Here is a 15,686-nt window from a genome sequence, read left to right on the forward strand (position 1 = left end):
AGTGATACCCCAGAGGATTAGATGGCCAAAGAAGACAATATTGAAATGCAGGGTACCGTGCTCGAAACGTTACCTAATACCATGTTCCGCGTAGAGTTAGAAAACGGTCACGTGGTTACTGCACACATCTCCGGTAAAATGCGTAAAAACTATATCCGCATCCTGACGGGCGACAAAGTGACTGTTGAGCTGACCCCGTACGACCTGAGCAAAGGCCGCATTGTCTTCCGTAGTCGCTGATTTGTTTTCACGCCCGAATGGCGTACAGATAGTAAAAGGTCGGTTCTTCCGGCCTTTTTTGTACCTCAAATTTTACTGCCAACTGCCTGCACGGCAGTGAAGCGACCACCTCGTCATACGTCCACTGCAACAGATTTCTAAGCTGCCTGTACGGCAGTGAACCAGGCCGCATTAGAGGCTGATTCTGTTGCTATTTTCTAAGCTGCCTGTACGGCAGTGAACGTTATTTTGCAAAAGTTGCAACGGTTCGTCTTTTTCTAAGCTGCCTGTACGGCAGTGAACACAGCAAAGACGACGTTATCCGCAAAGTCGAATTTCTAAGCTGCCTGTACGGCAGTGAACATCCGTTGCCATTTTTCCGCTCCTCAGTCATTTTTCTAAGCTGCCTGTACGGCAGTGAACCGAAGAACAGATGATTAAGCCTCATCAGATTATTTCTAAGCTGCCTGTACGGCAGTGAACTGAAATAATAACAGACTACCTTTTTGATTTTTCGATAAAAGTCCAGAATTTCACTGACAACCCCCTTTTTCAGCCCGAAAATAAAACCACTTTAAAATCAATGCGTTAAGTTATGCATTCAAAAAAGGGTTAATCCCACTTTCTCTTTTAATCCTCCACCATACGCGCATATTCTTCCGTTAAGAAATCCACCAGCGTGCGCACAGAGGGCAATAGCCCTCGCCGTGAAGGAAATACCGCATGGATAACTTCTCTTCCCGGCTCCCAGCCGTCCAGTAGTGCGACCAGCTCGCCTGCGGCAAGTTGCTCCTTTACCATCAACACCGGCAATTGCACCACCCCGACGCCGGCAACCGCCGCTTCACGCAGCGCCAGCATGTCAGTGGTAATAAACCGGGGTGTGAACTGAACGTCAGCTTTTGCGCCTTCCGGTCCAAACAGCACCCAGCGATGTACATGCTTCCCGGCGCGAAGACTAAGCCCAGGCCAGCGGTTAAGTTCAGCAGGCGAAGAAGGTGTCCCCATTCTTGCAATCAGCGCCGGGCTGGCAACCAACCGATGTCTACGTTCTGCCAGCACGCGCATAACCAAATCGCTGTCCTCAAAAGGGCGCGGCCTGACTCTGATCGCGATATCAACGCCTTCACTTACCACGTCAACGCGACGGTTTGTGGCCTCCAGTTGCAGCACGACATCAGGGTATCGGGCCATAAATTTCGCCAGTACTGGTCCCACGTGTACATGCAATAACGTTACCGGACACGTTAGCTTTACAATACCGCGCGGCTCAACCTGCAGCGCTGCAATCGCCTCCTGAGCCGCCTGCGCCTCTACCAGCATGGCTTTGCAATGCTCGTAAAAAGTCTGCCCTACCTCAGTCACATTAAACTGCCGGGTCGTGCGTTGAATCAGCCGAACGCCCAGTTGATCTTCCAGTTGAGCAATACGCCGACTTAGCTTTGACTTAGGTTCATCCAGCGCCCTGCCCGCCGCCGCAAATCCGCCTTGCTCCACTACGTGTACAAACCATGCAAAATCATTGAGATCCGGCTTTGCCATTTCATCGTCTCATTTTTAGAACAGTATGGATTATTTTAGCCTCTACCCACTCCGTTGTCGTAAATATAAGCTTATTAACAGCAAACAACGCTATCGGGGAGAGCAAGATGAAACAAGTCACAGGCGTCTACACCGCACCGCGCCCACACTGGGTTGGCGATGGTTTTCCGGTTCGTTCAATGTTTTCTTATCCGTCTCACGCGCAGCAGCTGAGTCCGTTCCTGCTGCTGGACTATGCCGGGCCGCACACCTTCACGCCAGGCAGTGAAAAACGTGGGGTTGGTGAGCATCCTCACCGCGGCTTTGAAACTGTTACCGTCGTTTACAGCGGCGAAGTCGAGCATCGCGACTCAACGGGTCGTGGCGGCGTGATCGGCCCTGGCGACGTGCAGTGGATGACCGCTGGCGCGGGGATTTTGCATCAGGAATTTCATTCCGAAGCTTTCACCCTCCAGGGCGGTGAACTGGAGATGGTGCAACTGTGGGTGAACCTGCCCGCTAAGGACAAAATGACGGAGCCAGGATATCAGAGCATCACCAGTGCGTTAATCCCAACCACGATGCTGCCCGATGACGCTGGAACGGTACGGGTGATTGCCGGGCATTATCAGGATGCCAAAGGTCCGGCGCATACCTTTTCACCGTTAAACGTCTGGGATATGCGTTTGCGACAGGCGCGACCTGTCACGCTGTCGCAGCCTGAGGGCTGGAGTACTGCGCTGGTCGTTTTGAAAGGCAGTATCACCGTCAATGGCTCAACAGCGAATGAAGCACAGCTGGTGGTATTCAGCCTGGTGGGCGAAAAGCTACACCTTGAAGCCAGCAGTGACGCCAGCGTACTACTGCTCTCCGGCGAACCGCTCAATGAGCCGATTGTCGGTTACGGACCGTTTGTCATGAACACTAAAGAAGAGATCGCGGAAGCTATACGTGATTTCAACTCTGGCCATTTTGGCCAAATCTGAATCAGAGGAGAAGAATATGTCCAGTCCTGCTAATTTTAATGGCTTACGCCCGGTTATCGATGTAAACGACTCCGTCATGCTGCTAATTGATCATCAGAGCGGTTTATTCCAGACCGTTGGTGATATGCCGATGCCGGAACTGCGCGCCCGGGCTGCGGCGCTGGCAAAAATGGCGACCTTATCGAAGATGCCCGTGATTACCACCGCCTCTGTTCCGCAAGGGCCGAACGGTCCGTTGATCCCGGAAATTCATGTTAACGCCCCGCATGCCAGGTATGTGGCGCGTAAAGGTGAAATTAACGCCTGGGATAATGCAGAGTTTGTTGAAGCCGTAAAAGCGACGGGCCGAAAGACGCTTATCATCGCTGGCACGATTACCAGCGTGTGCATGGCCTTCCCGGCAATCAGTGCAGTCGCTGAAGGGTATAAGGTATTTGCCGTGATCGATGCTTCCGGTACTTACAGCAAAATGGCGCAGGAGATCACCCTCGCTCGGGTGGTGCAGGCTGGCGTTGTGCCGATGGATACCGCTGCGGTAGCCTCTGAGCTGCAGGGCACCTGGAACCGTGAAGATGCCGCTGAATGGGCTGAGGTCTATACCCACGTCTTCCCGGCCTATCAGTTGCTGATTGAAAGCTACAGCAAGGCGCAGAAAGTTGTGAAGAACAACGAGAAGCTGGATTCACAACGCTAATCCACTTCCCCGCACAGCCTGGCGTGGGGAAGATGTACACTGGATAACCAAACGATAGTTAAAGCGTAAATACTGCTTGACCGTTTTAGCGCAACTCCCTATAGTAGCGCCCCGTTGCCCCCCAAGCGGTCAGGCAGCAATACAATATGGTGAGGTGTCCGAGTGGCTGAAGGAGCACGCCTGGAAAGTGTGTATACGGCAACGTATCGGGGGTTCGAATCCCCCCCTCACCGCCATCTTTAAGAAAGAGCGCGTACGAAAGTACGGGCTTTTTTTTCGCATATTGCACACCCGCGGGGGGATGAGAATCCCCGACCGGGGGTCGACAACGGGCTGTTGCCCGCTGGACAGACCGCGAACACCGTGAGCGGGCTGCCCCGAAGGGGCGAGCGAAGCGAGTCAATCCCCCCCTCACCGCCATATTTAAGAAAGAGCGCGTACGAAAGTACGGTTTTTTTTTCGCATGTGACCCGTCCTGAATGTCGGATGGCGGCTAACGCCTTATCCGGCATACGATTCGCAAGACATCCGCACGCCAGATAAGCACCGCGCCATCAGGCGCTAAAACCAGGGAATCGTCGCCGTTGCACTTAATCCATAGCTACTGAATACCCCGTTTACCGGCATCGAAAGAATGTCCCCGTGACGAATAAACAACCTGAACTGCTGCTGGCTCGACAAACTCTTGATGTTCAGATATGGCAGGTCCGTGTACTGTTCTGCTAACGTTGCCAGACGCTGCTGCGCTTCCTCTTCTGATAACCATCCCTTTTTAACGGAACGCCGCATCATTCTTTGTGGGCTGCTTTTGACCTGTATACGACTTACCGTCCGCCACCCCTGAATGGCAGGAATAATGCTAATTGTCGAACACTGGCAATAATCAGTGAGTCCTTTGCGCCACAAACCCGCTTCAAGCTCCTGCAAAGCCAACATTGTGCCATGAAGCCGTAAACAGGCCCCCGGCGTTACGCCAGCCAGCGGGAAGCTTACGCCGATATCCCCTTTGCCTCTCGCGCCTAACGCACGGTGCAGCTTAGCAAACAGGGCTGCCATCAGCATCCCGGTGTTGAACTCGGGATCGGGCAAAACGCGGATCTCAAGATAGTGATCCATCTCCGCTCCTTATTCGCTCTTCTCACCAAATACGCCACCACGGATTAGCACCGCCATAACATAATGCTGCTGGTCAGCATCGGGTTTTTGCCCTTTCGTCACCCAATTATCCAGTAACGTATAAAAGTCTGTCTTGTCTTTCGGCTGACGACACGCCACGCCGCGGTTGGTCACCGACCCGTAGGGTTCTACCGCAATGGCTCCCAGCTCCGCCACTCTGGGATGCCAGGTATCAATGGTACGCAGGGCGTTACCAATTTTCTGCGAATGTATACCCGCCATTCCCGCGACCTGATACAGAAAACGACTTTTGGAACTGTTGCTGTCCAGCACCAGTTCCTGAGATGGAAATACCTCCTGGCCTGCCCCCAGACGCACCTGAGCTTCAACGGTTAACATCACCCACGCCTGCCCGCTCAGCCCTTGTTCAATCAATCTGGAGAGCGAAACCAGGGCAGGAGGGTTTTGCTTAAACTCACGCAATGAATAGTCATGGCAGTTGAATTCCCAGGACTGATCCTCTGCGCGTACCGTGACCTGTATTTGTTCCGCCCCAACCCGGTTACGCCACAGAAAACGCCCGTTCGCCAGGTTAGCGGCATAGCGATGGGCCAGCTCAGCAAAGCCATGCTCGCTGATATAGCCATCAATAACCTGCTGGAGCGCCTGCTGATAATCCATGTCATTACAGACCGATGGCGTGGACAGGTTGCCCAGCACGCGCAAAGTAAACACCACTTTCAGCGTATCTGTATCAACAGATAAAGCCGCAGTATCAACACGTTGCAGGTTCGCTTTTTGTATTTCGGCATCCAGTTTCAGCGGAACGCTGGCAATCGCATTTTTCAGCCGATTGGAGATCGTTCCGCGCACCGCTTTTTCCTGAATCTCAATGGGTTGCCAGCTTTCACGCTGCCAGTTCCCCGCATACATCATCGCATCGGAGGCCGCAAGCTTACGCTCAAATGCCAGCACGGAAGCCGTTTTTATCCCTACAGGAGCCTTTGCCATAGTTATGTCCTTATTCAAAATCGTCATCGTCGTTAAACGTAAAATCGTCAGCTACAGGCGCAGCAGAGCAGTAGTAGCCCGTATCAGTAGTGTGATAGCGCCAGAAAAGCGGTTCGAGCGTCGTGACGCGATGTATCCCGCGCCATTCGCCAACGCCATAAACGGCCTCGGCGAAGGCAAAGGGGGTTGTGGTATCGCGTGTATGGGTAACGTCACCGGGAGCATAAAGCCGGGAAATGCGTTGATAGCCGCACATCAGCGGCACCAGATAGCCGGGCATGGGCTTAGGCTGATACTCCCAGCGGGCGTCATCCCCTTCTTCTGGTTTTATCGCCCGATATTTGATCGCCGCAAAATCCAGCCAGGCGTCCAGCAATGAGCCTTCCGGCTGGTGCTGCTGCCGGGCGCGATGATGTTCCATCAGCCATTCACTGCGATCGTAAAGCGCAAAGCCTGGCATAAGTCGCCAGAGAATTTGACGCAGTTGTTTCTCATCATCCGGTGAATCAAACACCTGCGGGGTACGCATATTAACAATGCTGCCCCCCGCCAGCTTTTGGCTCTGACACTGCATTTTCAGCTGTGAACTGAGCGCCCGTTTTCCATATTCCCCGTTAGCAATCTCGCCCTGACACTCAACCAGCAACGAAACCGTAAGATGCATGCGTCCCTCTTCGTTGAACGACGCGGTTTTTCCCTCTTTGGTCAACGGATTACGGGTTAAAGCAAACTGATAATCTCGCCCGGAGGTGTACGCCTGAATATGATGTTCATGGCTGATAACGGCACACCCGGTAAATATCACGCCATATTCAGCGCTCACCTTACGGGAAAGCGCATGAACGTAGCCTAAGAAGTGCGTTATTGCCGGGAACCCCCAGGTTAATCCGGCAACGGCATTGGCATTTTCGATGCGAATATGCGGCAATAGCAGCAGATAACTCATTTCAGCGCCTCCTGCACAATGGCTTCCATCTCGCGCATTCGTTGGTCAAACCGGCGCTGGGTTCGCCACTCTCGGCGCTCAACGACCCCCACCTCCAGACGCGCCTTGCTCAGACGCTGGTTAAGCCAGCGCGCAAAATCATCCGCAACGCCCGCCTTCCAGTCCCCTTTTTCACGCTCAAGGCGAAAGGTTTCATCCGTTTTGCTGCGCCAGGGGTCAAGCCACAGTTGCTGATGTAGCGGCAACGCCTGGGGGCTAAGCGTCCAGCCCTGCCCGTTTTCCTGCTGATACGCAGCGGCCTGCATAAACAAAAGGTCGATCAGCTCATCCACACAGGCAGCACGCGCATTGCGTACAGAGAGGTTATTTTTATCGGCATTCTCTTTGAGCAGATAAACCATACGGGAAATAATCCCTGTCGCCGCGTAGTTGAAGGCGCCACGCAGGGAAAACAGATGGCCCATTTTTTGCGGCACTTTATCCAGCAGCTTCCACTTCGGCGGTTGTGAAGGCAACAGCCAGACACGTCCACCGCGCGAACTGTTCAGCGCAGAAATGTTTTGCGGCTTGGTACCGCCAAAATGCATTTCAGCAAGATTGGGATAGCGCACGTCCGGCTGCGGATGCCATTTCCCGGCCCGGCGGGCAGCGCGTACCAATTTCCCCGCTTCGCCAAAACGGGAAGCGATCAGCTTTTCGTGCATAACCTGCGCCAGCGAGGTGGCAAACAGCGGGCAAAGCAGGTGATAGCGGTCACCCACCGGAAAGTAGATCTGTTTGGCGAGCTTATGTGAGGTGGGTTGTGCCGACGTCAGCGCCTGGTTGAATCCTTTAATCCACTGCGCCAGCTGTTCACCATTCCCGGCAAATGTTTGCAGTGGCCCATACTCGCCTCGTTTAAGACAGGCCAACAGCGAGTCCCCATCCACCTCGCTTTGCAGCAGTTTAGCCACGTCAAGGGCGGCAGCGTTGCCCACCGCATCCGCAGGCATATTATCCAGCGCGGCGGTACTTAAATAACCTTCATCGTCGGGCGTTTCGCGATAGATGCTGCTGCTTTTTGAATCGCCATGAGTAAACTTGGCCGCTTGAGTAACCAGACTTATCTGCCCCGCCCGCCTCGCCGCCTCCGTCAGCCAGTTTTGCGGCTGGTAGCGTGCTTCAAGCGCCTGACGCTCCTGAGCGACGAGGCTTGTGTCGTCTCCCTGCGCCAGTCGCTTTGCCGCCTCCTTGTCGAAGGCTTCCAGTTTTGTCTGCCTGCGGGAAGCAATGTACTGGATTATAAATTGGGTCAGTGCTTCGGTTGTCATAACTGCTCCTGGCATCGTTAATGTAGATCCCTGAATACACCCAGCCACGGGTGGTACTTCCAGTCGCTCACCGCATCCTCCTGCTCATTAACAGGTACTCTAATTTCTGCAAACATCTCACCCACGCGGTCGATCGCCATATTCAGCCAGTCAGCCTGATCACGCAGTATCTGCTGGTAATTCACGTTCCCCCACCCCACGACTCCGCTGGCTGGCTCAACCTCCTGAAAGACAAACTTATCGGACGGTTTAGGTCTGCCGTTTTCCTCACGAAAAGCGAAGTATGGCTCGCTCTCCTCATCTTCCATGTGCAGGAAAAACACGCCTTCACGCTGGGGGGAGTGACGAAACGGCGTCCTTCTCTGCATCCAGGCACACCAGGTCAGAGGTTGCCGCCACCAGTTGGCGGCGACAACCTGTTTGCTTTTCTTACTGCGCAGCTCTGCGCGGAGCCTGAGATGTTCCAGTTCAGCCAGCTTGTTTTTGCCATCGGTGGGCAAAATGCGGCTGACAGCATTGATTGTTTGATAGTCCCTTGGTGGCAGTAGCTCTTGCAGATCGTGACTGTCCAGCAGATGATTTTTATCTTCAAAACCCGGTTGGCTAAATGCAGGCGATTGCTCTCTTAGCGCCCTGATGTTACGGCTCAATATCACCAGATTCTCTCTCTCAGGCACCTGCCTGCGGTGACGCTGTATGCGGCCTGCAAACTGGATAATTGAGCGCATAGAGCTGGGTTCAACGATTCCCCAGCTGGCATCCCAATCACGTCCCACCTCCATAACGGACGTGCCCAGCACCACAAACAAATGATGCTTTTCCGGGCGAGTATGGATTGCCTGAGCAATATCCGGATGTTTCCAGACAGCATCGGGCTGATGGCGGGTGAAGGCGCTATCCAGACATTTCTCCAGGGCGGAGCGCACCGCCAGAGGGTGTCTGGCGTGATAAACACAATAGTGAATACAGATATTTTCCGGCGACGGGAGAGCGAAAAGCGCCTTTGCTACCGCAACCAGCGGGGCGATATTGGCAAACCGCACCAGCCCCAGTGACACGGTTTTCCCGGTTTCATGTATCTCTTTATGGGCCTGATGCAAAGCCAGCATCTGCTGATGCACCGTCTCTGCAGCGCAGGTGATAACCTCGCTCACCGCTGAAGAAGCGGGAGAGATCGGCGCAATCCGGCCAAAGTGCAGCCTCTCTTTTTTCGCCAGCATCAGTGCTCGCTGTTCAACAAACGCATTGTGCGCACGGCTGAATGAACGACCATCGGCAATCTGTTCAGCATTCGCTCTTTTTTCATCAAACCATGCGCAGCAGATATTGACGGGTCTGTCACCCGCGCCGCACGACGCCTGCCAGATTTTTCTCCCTGCCAGATAAGCCGCAAACAGCGCCTGCACGAGATCCGGCGGCAAAGTAGCTGATGACAGTAATACCCGACTCCCCAACATTCCCGCCCAGTTCATCAGGCGGCATACGGTATGGAGATCGGCAACGTCAAAATCATCAGGCTCATCCAGTACCAGATCGCTGGTCAGCAGTCGGAGCATCGCCGGGAGCTGCTTTCCGCCACGCACACCGTCCGTTGCAGGGATCAGATGATCGAGAGTGGCGACCAGCACTGGCGCACTCACCAGTGCGGATAGCTTACCGTCGCCGCGTAACCATTTTTCCAGAACCCCCGTTTGTACACCGCCGTCATAGTGAACATATTGTTGCTCGTCAGTCAGGGCTGATGCCGACACGCTGCCCTGGTCAGGTTCACTCTTTTTATTTTCTTGCTGCCAGAGTTGCCTTACGGCTCCCGAACCGACCATGACCGCCAGATCGTCTTCCCCCAGATGAAGACGATTACGCAAGGCATCACCCGTTTGTAAGGTCAACGTTCTCAGGCCCAGCGCAACGGTAAATCGACAGCCTTCATGCTCATCCGCTAACGCATACATAATTCGCGCATTGGCGAACGTTTTTCCACACCCTGTAGAGGCCATATTGACGCCAAAAAAGCCCTCTTCCCGGCTTCGTTCACGCAATGCGGCGGCAACATCCCACGCCTTGTTTTGCCAGTGAAAAAGTGGATTGACCGCACGTTCGCGAAACCCTTTATGGCGGGCAATAGCCGGTAGCGATGTGCGAACGCGCATCAGCTGCCGCCCTACCAGCAACGCATGGTGTGCCACCCCGGTCAGGTGTTCATCAACGCGTTGTTTCAGCGCGCCGCTCTTACGGTCGCTATTTGCCCAGACAGCGTAATCCGGATCCTGCCATCCAGGATGCGGATCGCTGGCAGAATAAAAATGGTCGGCAAGCATCAGGCAAAAACGCGCCATATGCAGTGTGAACAGTTGATCCATCTGCCCCCACTGTTTCAATGCTGCGGCGTTTTTCGCCCGGCGGGCAATTTGCCGTGCCTTTTCACGCCAGACGCGGCTTTGCAGTGGGGTTCCCAGCGGAAAGGTCCAGACGTGATGAAAATCGGTTTCTGACCAGTTAAACGCTTTCTGCGAATCATCATGATTCAATGCGTTCCAGTCGGCATTAAGCTGATTCTCCAGCCAGCGATCGCAATTCTCTGATGATTCCCTACTTTCAGAGCGCAAATTTTCAGGTAAGCGATGGTGTGACAAAATCAGCCAGGCGACGACTTTTGCCAGCGGGGAAAGCGTGCGAAAAGGGCTGTCGGAAAAATGCGGATGATCTTTCTGTAATCGGGAGAGAATTTGTGTTTCATCAGCGGGTGACAGCGTTTCAAGTTTTTCCAGCCATCGCTCGTCAGTTTGCTCACCGACGAATGCCTGAAAAAGCCGGACAGAGATCCATTCATGTCGATAAGGCTGAAAGCGTTTACCGCCCTTTTTGGTCAAACTCTCCTGAAAGCAGTACCCGGCCTTACCAAAGTCATGAAATAACCCTGCGATAGCGGCTAAAAGGGCAATACTTTCAGCACATCGCCACTGATTTTCATCCCGATTTGTCACGACTGCACGTGCTGTACGATGCGTTGGTACACGCCCTTGCGCATTAAAACGGCGCAGGTTACCAACAATCCACATCAATTCCATTTGCCCATTTTTCTTTAGCCAGTGGCAGGCAACAGCCGTATTCCGTCTTGCCGATTTGCGTAATAATCGACGTAGCGTATTCGCCCCCTCCAGGGTGATAACGGTTTGCCAGGCGGTATCGCCCGTACGTTCGGCGAACCGATCGATAATTCGGCAGCTTTCCTCGCGCGCACGCTTAGTGCAGCGGGAAATAATGAGCACATTCATTGACCTGCCTCAGCCAGCTGCTGAGCCGTTTCCTGGAGGGTCATAATCATCAGATCCAGCGCGTCGGATTGCTGAAACCCGTTAATACAGCGCTGGCGAAACGTCTGGGCATCTTCGCCTTCCATTGCCGCCATAAAAGCCTGTGGCATGACCAGCGCATCTTTAATTAAGTCAGCCAGATCAAAGACCAGTCCTCCGCGGCGCGTTTTACCGTGCATAACGGCCAGCGCGTGCGGGATCCCTGTGACCCACGCGGCGACGGCTGCCAGACCATAAGCCAGGTAATTTCCCTGATCGAGAAAGCGATTAGCGATATCTGTACCGCCGCCACGTTTAGCGCGAATAAACTTATCATAGCCAACGGCCTCGCTCGCCAGCCTGTATAATGCTTTGGTTAATTGCGCTTCCTGTAGCATTAACGCCGTATGATTTTCCGCCTGAGCCATAGAGGTTTGTGCTGTGAAAATTATTATGCGGAGTCGTTCGATATCAGGCTGAAATGTGTTCCGCGAGGCTAAGCTTAGCCATCTTTTTTCTATTTGCAGTAATCTTATTTGCTGAAATCTTTTGGCTGCTTCAAGTCGTTTTTCCTTGTGAAACCAAAAAGAGACCCAATTTTGCAAATATTCGGTGGGACGATACTCACTTTGCGGCGAGAGCCATGAAACATCAATATCAACTTCGTTGGCCGAATAGAGCGGCGTGCCGTCCGTACCACAAAACCCAACCATGACGCCAGCGCGGGCAAACTCGCGCATTGCGGCCTGAGAAACGGAAGTCCCCATTCCCAACATAATCGCCGTCGTATTCGCGACTGGAATATTCCAATAATAAGATTCATTGCCAGCACTCGTCACATATTCAACGCGCCCACCATTAATCTGCACTCGACATTTTTCAAGATAATAAATATTCGCTCTTTTCGAGTGCAGAATGGTTTTAAGATCCGTTGGCGTGATTAAATTCGCTGACATATTTATTCAAATAATAATTAGTAAGACGGGATTGCAACGATAGTACAGAATCGAACTTAATTTTGAAATTGACAAAAATCAACAAACCAATAACTGGCAAACTTTATCTTTCTGCTCATATGAAATATGAATGTTATTTTATGAATAATGTAATAAATAAATTATCCATGCCGTAAATATCAATCCCAGGCATTATCATCCAGAAGGAAAAATAAGCTGCCTGTACGGCAGTGCACGCTATCATCGCAGCAGACCGCGCCACCCTCCATTTCTAAGCTGCCTGTACGGCAGTGAACTTTCGTCTGACTGAGAGTCAAACCACGATTTATTTCTAAGCTGCCTGTACGGCAGTGAACGATTTCCTGCTCGGTTAGCGCCAGGCGCTTTTTTTCTAAGCTGCCTGTACGGCAGTGAACTTTAAGCCGATTTTTTGCCGCGTGCTGCGTCCTTTCTAAGCTGCCTGTACGGCAGTGAACCATAACTTCATCTGCGCGGCGCTTGTCGTAAATTTCTAAGCTGCCTGTACGGCAGTGAACACGTACAACGGACACAAACACAACTGTCCGGATTTCTAAGCTGCCTGTACGGCAGTGAACCCAAAGCATCTTAATTTTTAATTAGTTAAAGGTTTCTAAGCTGCCTGTACGGCAGTGAACCTGGTTTGTGGCGAAGGATGTAGCCGAGGTGCTTTTCTAAGCTGCCTGTACGGCAGTGAACAATATGAAATCGATGGTGATTTGACTGTTACTTTTCTAAGCTGCCTGTACGGCAGTGAACATGAAAACGCGCAAATGGTTTATGAGGTTTATTTTCTAAGCTGCCTGTACGGCAGTGAACTGGTTTTCAGGTCGCCGCCGATTCGTGCATGGTTTCTAAGCTGCCTGTACGGCAGTGAACAATTCAGCATTCTTTTTTAATGCGCCTTTTTGCTTTCTAAGCTGCCTGTACGGCAGTGAACCTCGAACGGAGGCTGATATGCGCAACCTGACATTTCTAAGCTGCCTGTACGGCAGTGAACCTTCAGAACCGGAAAAACAGTTTCTTTAGCCATTTCTAAGCTGCCTGTACGGCAGTGAACTGGAATATTACATGGCTATACCGTTGTCGATAAAGATAAATATCAATAAATATGCGCCTGACCCTTTTTATCGCCATTCTGTTTTTCTTCAAGAAATCAATAAATTACAATCTGGCTTAAAAAAAGGGTCGCTGACAGATCCGCTGCTGACACTGAGCGCCTGGCCCGTCAGTCTTTGAACATGGGATAAAAAAAAATCCGTAGCCTCAAAAGAGGTTACGGATTTTAACGATGCCTGAAGTTCAACGTCAGGCGCGGGAGTAAAAATTAATGTGCAGTTTCCGGCTTGTGCTTCTGCGCACTCTGGAAGCCATACGTCAGCTCATTTTTCTCTTTATCCAGCGCGACGGTAACCTGCCCGCCATCCACCAGCGAGCCAAACAGCAGTTCGTTCGCCAACGGTTTCTTCAGGTTGTCCTGAATCACACGCGTCATCGGACGTGCGCCCATTGCCCGATCGTAACCCTTCTCCGCCAGCCAGTTACGCGCTTCCTGGCTCACTTCCAGGGAGACGCCTTTCTGATCCAGCTGCACCTGAAGCTCGACGATGAACTTATCGACAACCTGATGGATCACCTCAGTAGACAGGTGTTCGAACCAGATAATGTTGTCCAGGCGGTTACGGAACTCCGGCGTGAACACCTTCTTGATTTCACTCATCGCATCGGTGCTGTTGTCCTGATGGATAAGACCAATCGATTTACGCTCGGTTTCACGCACCCCGGCGTTGGTGGTCATCACCAGCACGACGTTGCGGAAATCCGCTTTGCGTCCGTTGTTATCGGTCAGCGTACCGTTATCCATCACCTGTAGCAGCAGGTTAAAGACATCCGGGTGCGCCTTCTCAATCTCATCAAGCAGCAACACCGCATGAGGATGTTTGATGACCGCGTCCGTCAGCAGACCGCCCTGGTCAAAACCGACATATCCCGGAGGCGCACCAATCAGGCGGCTTACGGTATGGCGTTCCATATACTCGGACATATCAAAACGCAGCAGTTCGATTCCCAGCGCTTTGGAAAGCTGTACCGTTACCTCGGTTTTCCCTACCCCGGTTGGACCGGCGAACAGGAACGACCCCACAGGCTTATGCTCGTGCCCCAGACCCGCGCGGCTCATCTTGATCGCTTCGGTCAGCGCCTCGATGGCTTTATCCTGTCCGAAGACCAGCATTTTCAGACGGTCGCCGAGGTTTTTCAGCGTATCGCGATCGCTCTGCGAAACACTCTTCTCAGGGATACGCGCAATACGCGCCACCACAGATTCGATATCCGCGACGTTGACCGTTTTCTTGCGCTTACTCACCGGCATCAGTCGGGCACGCGCCCCGGCTTCATCAATTACGTCAATGGCCTTATCCGGCAGATGACGATCGTTGATGTATTTCACCGCCAGCTCAACCGCCGCACGCACTGCTTTCGCGGTATAACGAACGTCGTGGTGCGCTTCATACTTCGGTTTCAGGCCGTTAATGATCTGCACAGTCTCTTCGACCGACGGCTCAGTGATATCAATTTTCTGGAAGCGACGCGCTAACGCACGGTCTTTCTCAAAAATATTGCTGAATTCCTGATACGTTGTTGAGCCAATCACGCGGATCTTGCCGCTGGAGAGCAGCGGTTTGATCAGGTTTGCCGCATCCACCTGGCCGCCCGATGCCGCACCCGCACCGATAATGGTGTGGATCTCATCGATAAACAGGATGCTGTTAGTATCCTGCTCCAGCTGTTTGAGCAAGGCTTTAAAGCGTTTTTCAAAATCACCGCGATATTTGGTTCCCGCCAGCAGCGAGCCGATATCCAGCGAGTAGAGGGTGCAATCCGCCATCACTTCCGGCACATCGCCCTGGACGATACGCCAGGCCAGCCCTTCGGCAATGGCGGTTTTCCCCACGCCAGATTCCCCCACCAGCAGCGGGTTATTCTTACGACGACGGCACAGCACCTGAATAGCGCGCTCCAGCTCTTTTTCACGACCAATCAGCGGGTCAATTCCCCCTACGCGTGCAAGCTGGTTGAGGTTAGTCGTGAAGTTCTCCATACGCTCCTCCCCGCCAGCCTGTTCTTCGCTATTTGGCTGATGGCCAGAATCAGAAGGCTGGCTCGGCTCGTCTTTACGCGTGCCATGAGAAATAAAGTTCACCACATCAAGACGGCTGACCTCATGCTTACGCAGCAGATACGCCGCCTGAGACTCTTGTTCGCTAAAGATGGCAACCAGCACGTTTGCGCCGGTTACCTCACTGCGCCCGGAGGACTGAACGTGGAAGACCGCACGTTGCAGTACCCGCTGAAAACTCAGCGTCGGCTGCGTGTCGCGCTCTTCTTCACTGGCAGGCAGAACAGGTGTGGTTTGTTCAATGAAGGCTTCGAGTTCCTGACGGAGCGCCACAAGATCCACGGAACACGCTTCCAGCGCTTCGCGGGCCGATGGGTTACTGAGCAGCGCCAGTAACAAGTGCTCGACGGTCATAAACTCATGACGGTGCTCACGCGCTCTGGCGAAAGCCATGTTTAAACTGAGTTCCAGTTCTTGATTGAGCATTGGCACCTCCCC

General features: G+C 52.8%; 12 protein-coding genes, 1 tRNA gene and 2 CRISPR repeat arrays. Of the genes, 5 read left to right on the forward strand and 8 right to left on the reverse strand.

What is annotated here, in order from left to right; genetic code table 11:
- Nucleotides 1-21: 21 nt before the first annotated feature.
- Nucleotides 22-240 (forward strand): translation initiation factor IF-1, encoded by a 219-nt coding sequence (infA, locus tag C3432_RS08420; RefSeq protein WP_001040187.1) that lies wholly within the window; start codon nt 22-24, stop codon nt 238-240.
- 134 nt (nt 241-374) lie between these two features.
- Nucleotides 375-702: a CRISPR direct-repeat array (repeat unit 28 nt; unit sequence TTTCTAAGCTGCCTGTACGGCAGTGAAC).
- Nucleotides 703-849: 147 nt separating this feature from the next.
- Here infA and C3432_RS08425 read toward each other — a convergent pair.
- On the reverse strand, nt 850-1,761 hold the full coding sequence (locus tag C3432_RS08425) for a LysR family transcriptional regulator (RefSeq protein WP_103776174.1): 912 nt from the start codon (nt 1,759-1,761) through the stop codon (nt 850-852).
- A gap of 107 nt (nt 1,762-1,868) precedes the next feature.
- On the opposite strand from C3432_RS08425, the gene C3432_RS08430 reads away from it, so the two are divergent.
- The 3 genes from C3432_RS08430 to C3432_RS08440 all read left to right on the forward strand — a co-directional run bounded on the left by C3432_RS08430 (nt 1,869) and on the right by C3432_RS08440 (nt 3,656).
- Nucleotides 1,869-2,726, forward strand: a complete 858-nt coding sequence (locus tag C3432_RS08430; protein WP_103776175.1) for a pirin family protein — start codon at nt 1,869-1,871, stop codon at nt 2,724-2,726.
- A gap of 16 nt (nt 2,727-2,742) precedes the next feature.
- The gene (locus C3432_RS08435; RefSeq protein ID WP_103776176.1) at nt 2,743-3,420 is read left to right on the forward strand and encodes an isochorismatase family protein; all 678 of its coding nucleotides are present in this window, start codon (nt 2,743-2,745) and stop codon (nt 3,418-3,420) included.
- A gap of 148 nt (nt 3,421-3,568) precedes the next feature.
- A tRNA-Ser gene (locus C3432_RS08440) sits at nt 3,569-3,656 on the forward strand.
- 325 nt (nt 3,657-3,981) lie between these two features.
- Here the strand turns inward: C3432_RS08440 and cas6f are convergent.
- The 6 genes from cas6f to cas1f are packed head-to-tail and all read right to left on the reverse strand — an operon-like array spanning nt 3,982 to nt 12,052.
- Nucleotides 3,982-4,536 (reverse strand): type I-F CRISPR-associated endoribonuclease Cas6/Csy4, encoded by a 555-nt coding sequence (gene cas6f, locus C3432_RS08445; RefSeq protein WP_103776177.1) that lies wholly within the window; start codon nt 4,534-4,536, stop codon nt 3,982-3,984.
- Between the two features lie 9 nt (nt 4,537-4,545).
- Nucleotides 4,546-5,547: a type I-F CRISPR-associated protein Csy3 gene (gene csy3 / locus C3432_RS08450; protein ID WP_103776178.1), complete on the reverse strand. Its 1,002-nt coding sequence runs from the start codon at nt 5,545-5,547 to the stop codon at nt 4,546-4,548.
- Between the two features lie 10 nt (nt 5,548-5,557).
- Entirely contained in the window at nt 5,558-6,493 is a 936-nt protein-coding gene (gene csy2 / locus C3432_RS08455) for a type I-F CRISPR-associated protein Csy2 (protein ID WP_103776179.1), read from the reverse strand.
- Nucleotides 6,490-7,803, reverse strand: coding sequence for a type I-F CRISPR-associated protein Csy1 (gene csy1 / locus C3432_RS08460; RefSeq protein ID WP_103776180.1), 1,314 nt, complete (start codon nt 7,801-7,803; stop codon nt 6,490-6,492). The genes csy2 and csy1 overlap by 4 nt, the downstream gene beginning before the upstream one ends.
- Nucleotides 7,804-7,820: 17 nt before the next feature.
- Nucleotides 7,821-11,078 carry a type I-F CRISPR-associated helicase Cas3f gene (gene cas3f / locus C3432_RS08465; protein WP_103776181.1) on the reverse strand — a complete coding sequence of 1,086 codons (3,258 nt, stop codon included), beginning with the start codon at nt 11,076-11,078 and terminating at the stop codon, nt 7,821-7,823.
- Nucleotides 11,075-12,052, reverse strand: coding sequence for a type I-F CRISPR-associated endonuclease Cas1f (cas1f, locus tag C3432_RS08470; protein ID WP_103776182.1), 978 nt, complete (start codon nt 12,050-12,052; stop codon nt 11,075-11,077). Before cas1f ends, cas3f begins: the two co-directional genes overlap by 4 nt.
- Nucleotides 12,053-12,260: 208 nt before the next feature.
- A CRISPR array of direct repeats spans nt 12,261-13,130; the repeat unit is 28 nt; unit sequence TTTCTAAGCTGCCTGTACGGCAGTGAAC.
- Nucleotides 13,131-13,141: 11 nt separating this feature from the next.
- Between cas1f and C3432_RS27645 the strand changes: the two genes are divergently transcribed.
- On the forward strand, nt 13,142-13,309 hold the full coding sequence (locus C3432_RS27645; RefSeq protein WP_181012890.1) for a hypothetical protein: 168 nt from the start codon (nt 13,142-13,144) through the stop codon (nt 13,307-13,309).
- 88 nt (nt 13,310-13,397) lie between these two features.
- Here the strand turns inward: C3432_RS27645 and clpA are convergent, their stop codons facing one another.
- Entirely contained in the window at nt 13,398-15,674 is a 2,277-nt protein-coding gene (gene clpA / locus C3432_RS08475) for an ATP-dependent Clp protease ATP-binding subunit ClpA (protein WP_103776183.1), read from the reverse strand.
- Nucleotides 15,675-15,686 lie beyond the last annotated feature (12 nt).

The sequence above is a fragment of the Citrobacter amalonaticus genome, from assembly GCF_002918555.1.
Classification (GTDB): Bacteria; Pseudomonadota; Gammaproteobacteria; order Enterobacterales; family Enterobacteriaceae; genus Citrobacter_C; species Citrobacter_C amalonaticus_A.

Bases quoted from the DNA above. Each gene is read 5' to 3' on its own strand.
- infA (WP_001040187.1), top strand. From the start codon at position 22: ATGGCCAAAGAAGACAATATTGAAATGCAGGGTACCGTGCTCGAAACG.
- C3432_RS08425 (WP_103776174.1), bottom strand. From the start codon at position 1,761: ATGGCAAAGCCGGATCTCAATGATTTTGCATGGTTTGTACACGTAGTG.
- C3432_RS08430 (WP_103776175.1), top strand. From the start codon at position 1,869: ATGAAACAAGTCACAGGCGTCTACACCGCACCGCGCCCACACTGGGTT.
- C3432_RS08435 (WP_103776176.1), top strand. From the start codon at position 2,743: ATGTCCAGTCCTGCTAATTTTAATGGCTTACGCCCGGTTATCGATGTA.
- cas6f (WP_103776177.1), bottom strand. From the start codon at position 4,536: ATGGATCACTATCTTGAGATCCGCGTTTTGCCCGATCCCGAGTTCAAC.
- csy3 (WP_103776178.1), bottom strand. From the start codon at position 5,547: ATGGCAAAGGCTCCTGTAGGGATAAAAACGGCTTCCGTGCTGGCATTT.
- csy2 (WP_103776179.1), bottom strand. From the start codon at position 6,493: ATGAGTTATCTGCTGCTATTGCCGCATATTCGCATCGAAAATGCCAAT.
- csy1 (WP_103776180.1), bottom strand. From the start codon at position 7,803: ATGACAACCGAAGCACTGACCCAATTTATAATCCAGTACATTGCTTCC.
- cas3f (WP_103776181.1), bottom strand. From the start codon at position 11,078: ATGAATGTGCTCATTATTTCCCGCTGCACTAAGCGTGCGCGCGAGGAA.
- cas1f (WP_103776182.1), bottom strand. From the start codon at position 12,052: ATGTCAGCGAATTTAATCACGCCAACGGATCTTAAAACCATTCTGCAC.
- C3432_RS27645 (WP_181012890.1), top strand. From the start codon at position 13,142: ATGGCTATACCGTTGTCGATAAAGATAAATATCAATAAATATGCGCCT.
- clpA (WP_103776183.1), bottom strand. From the start codon at position 15,674: ATGCTCAATCAAGAACTGGAACTCAGTTTAAACATGGCTTTCGCCAGA.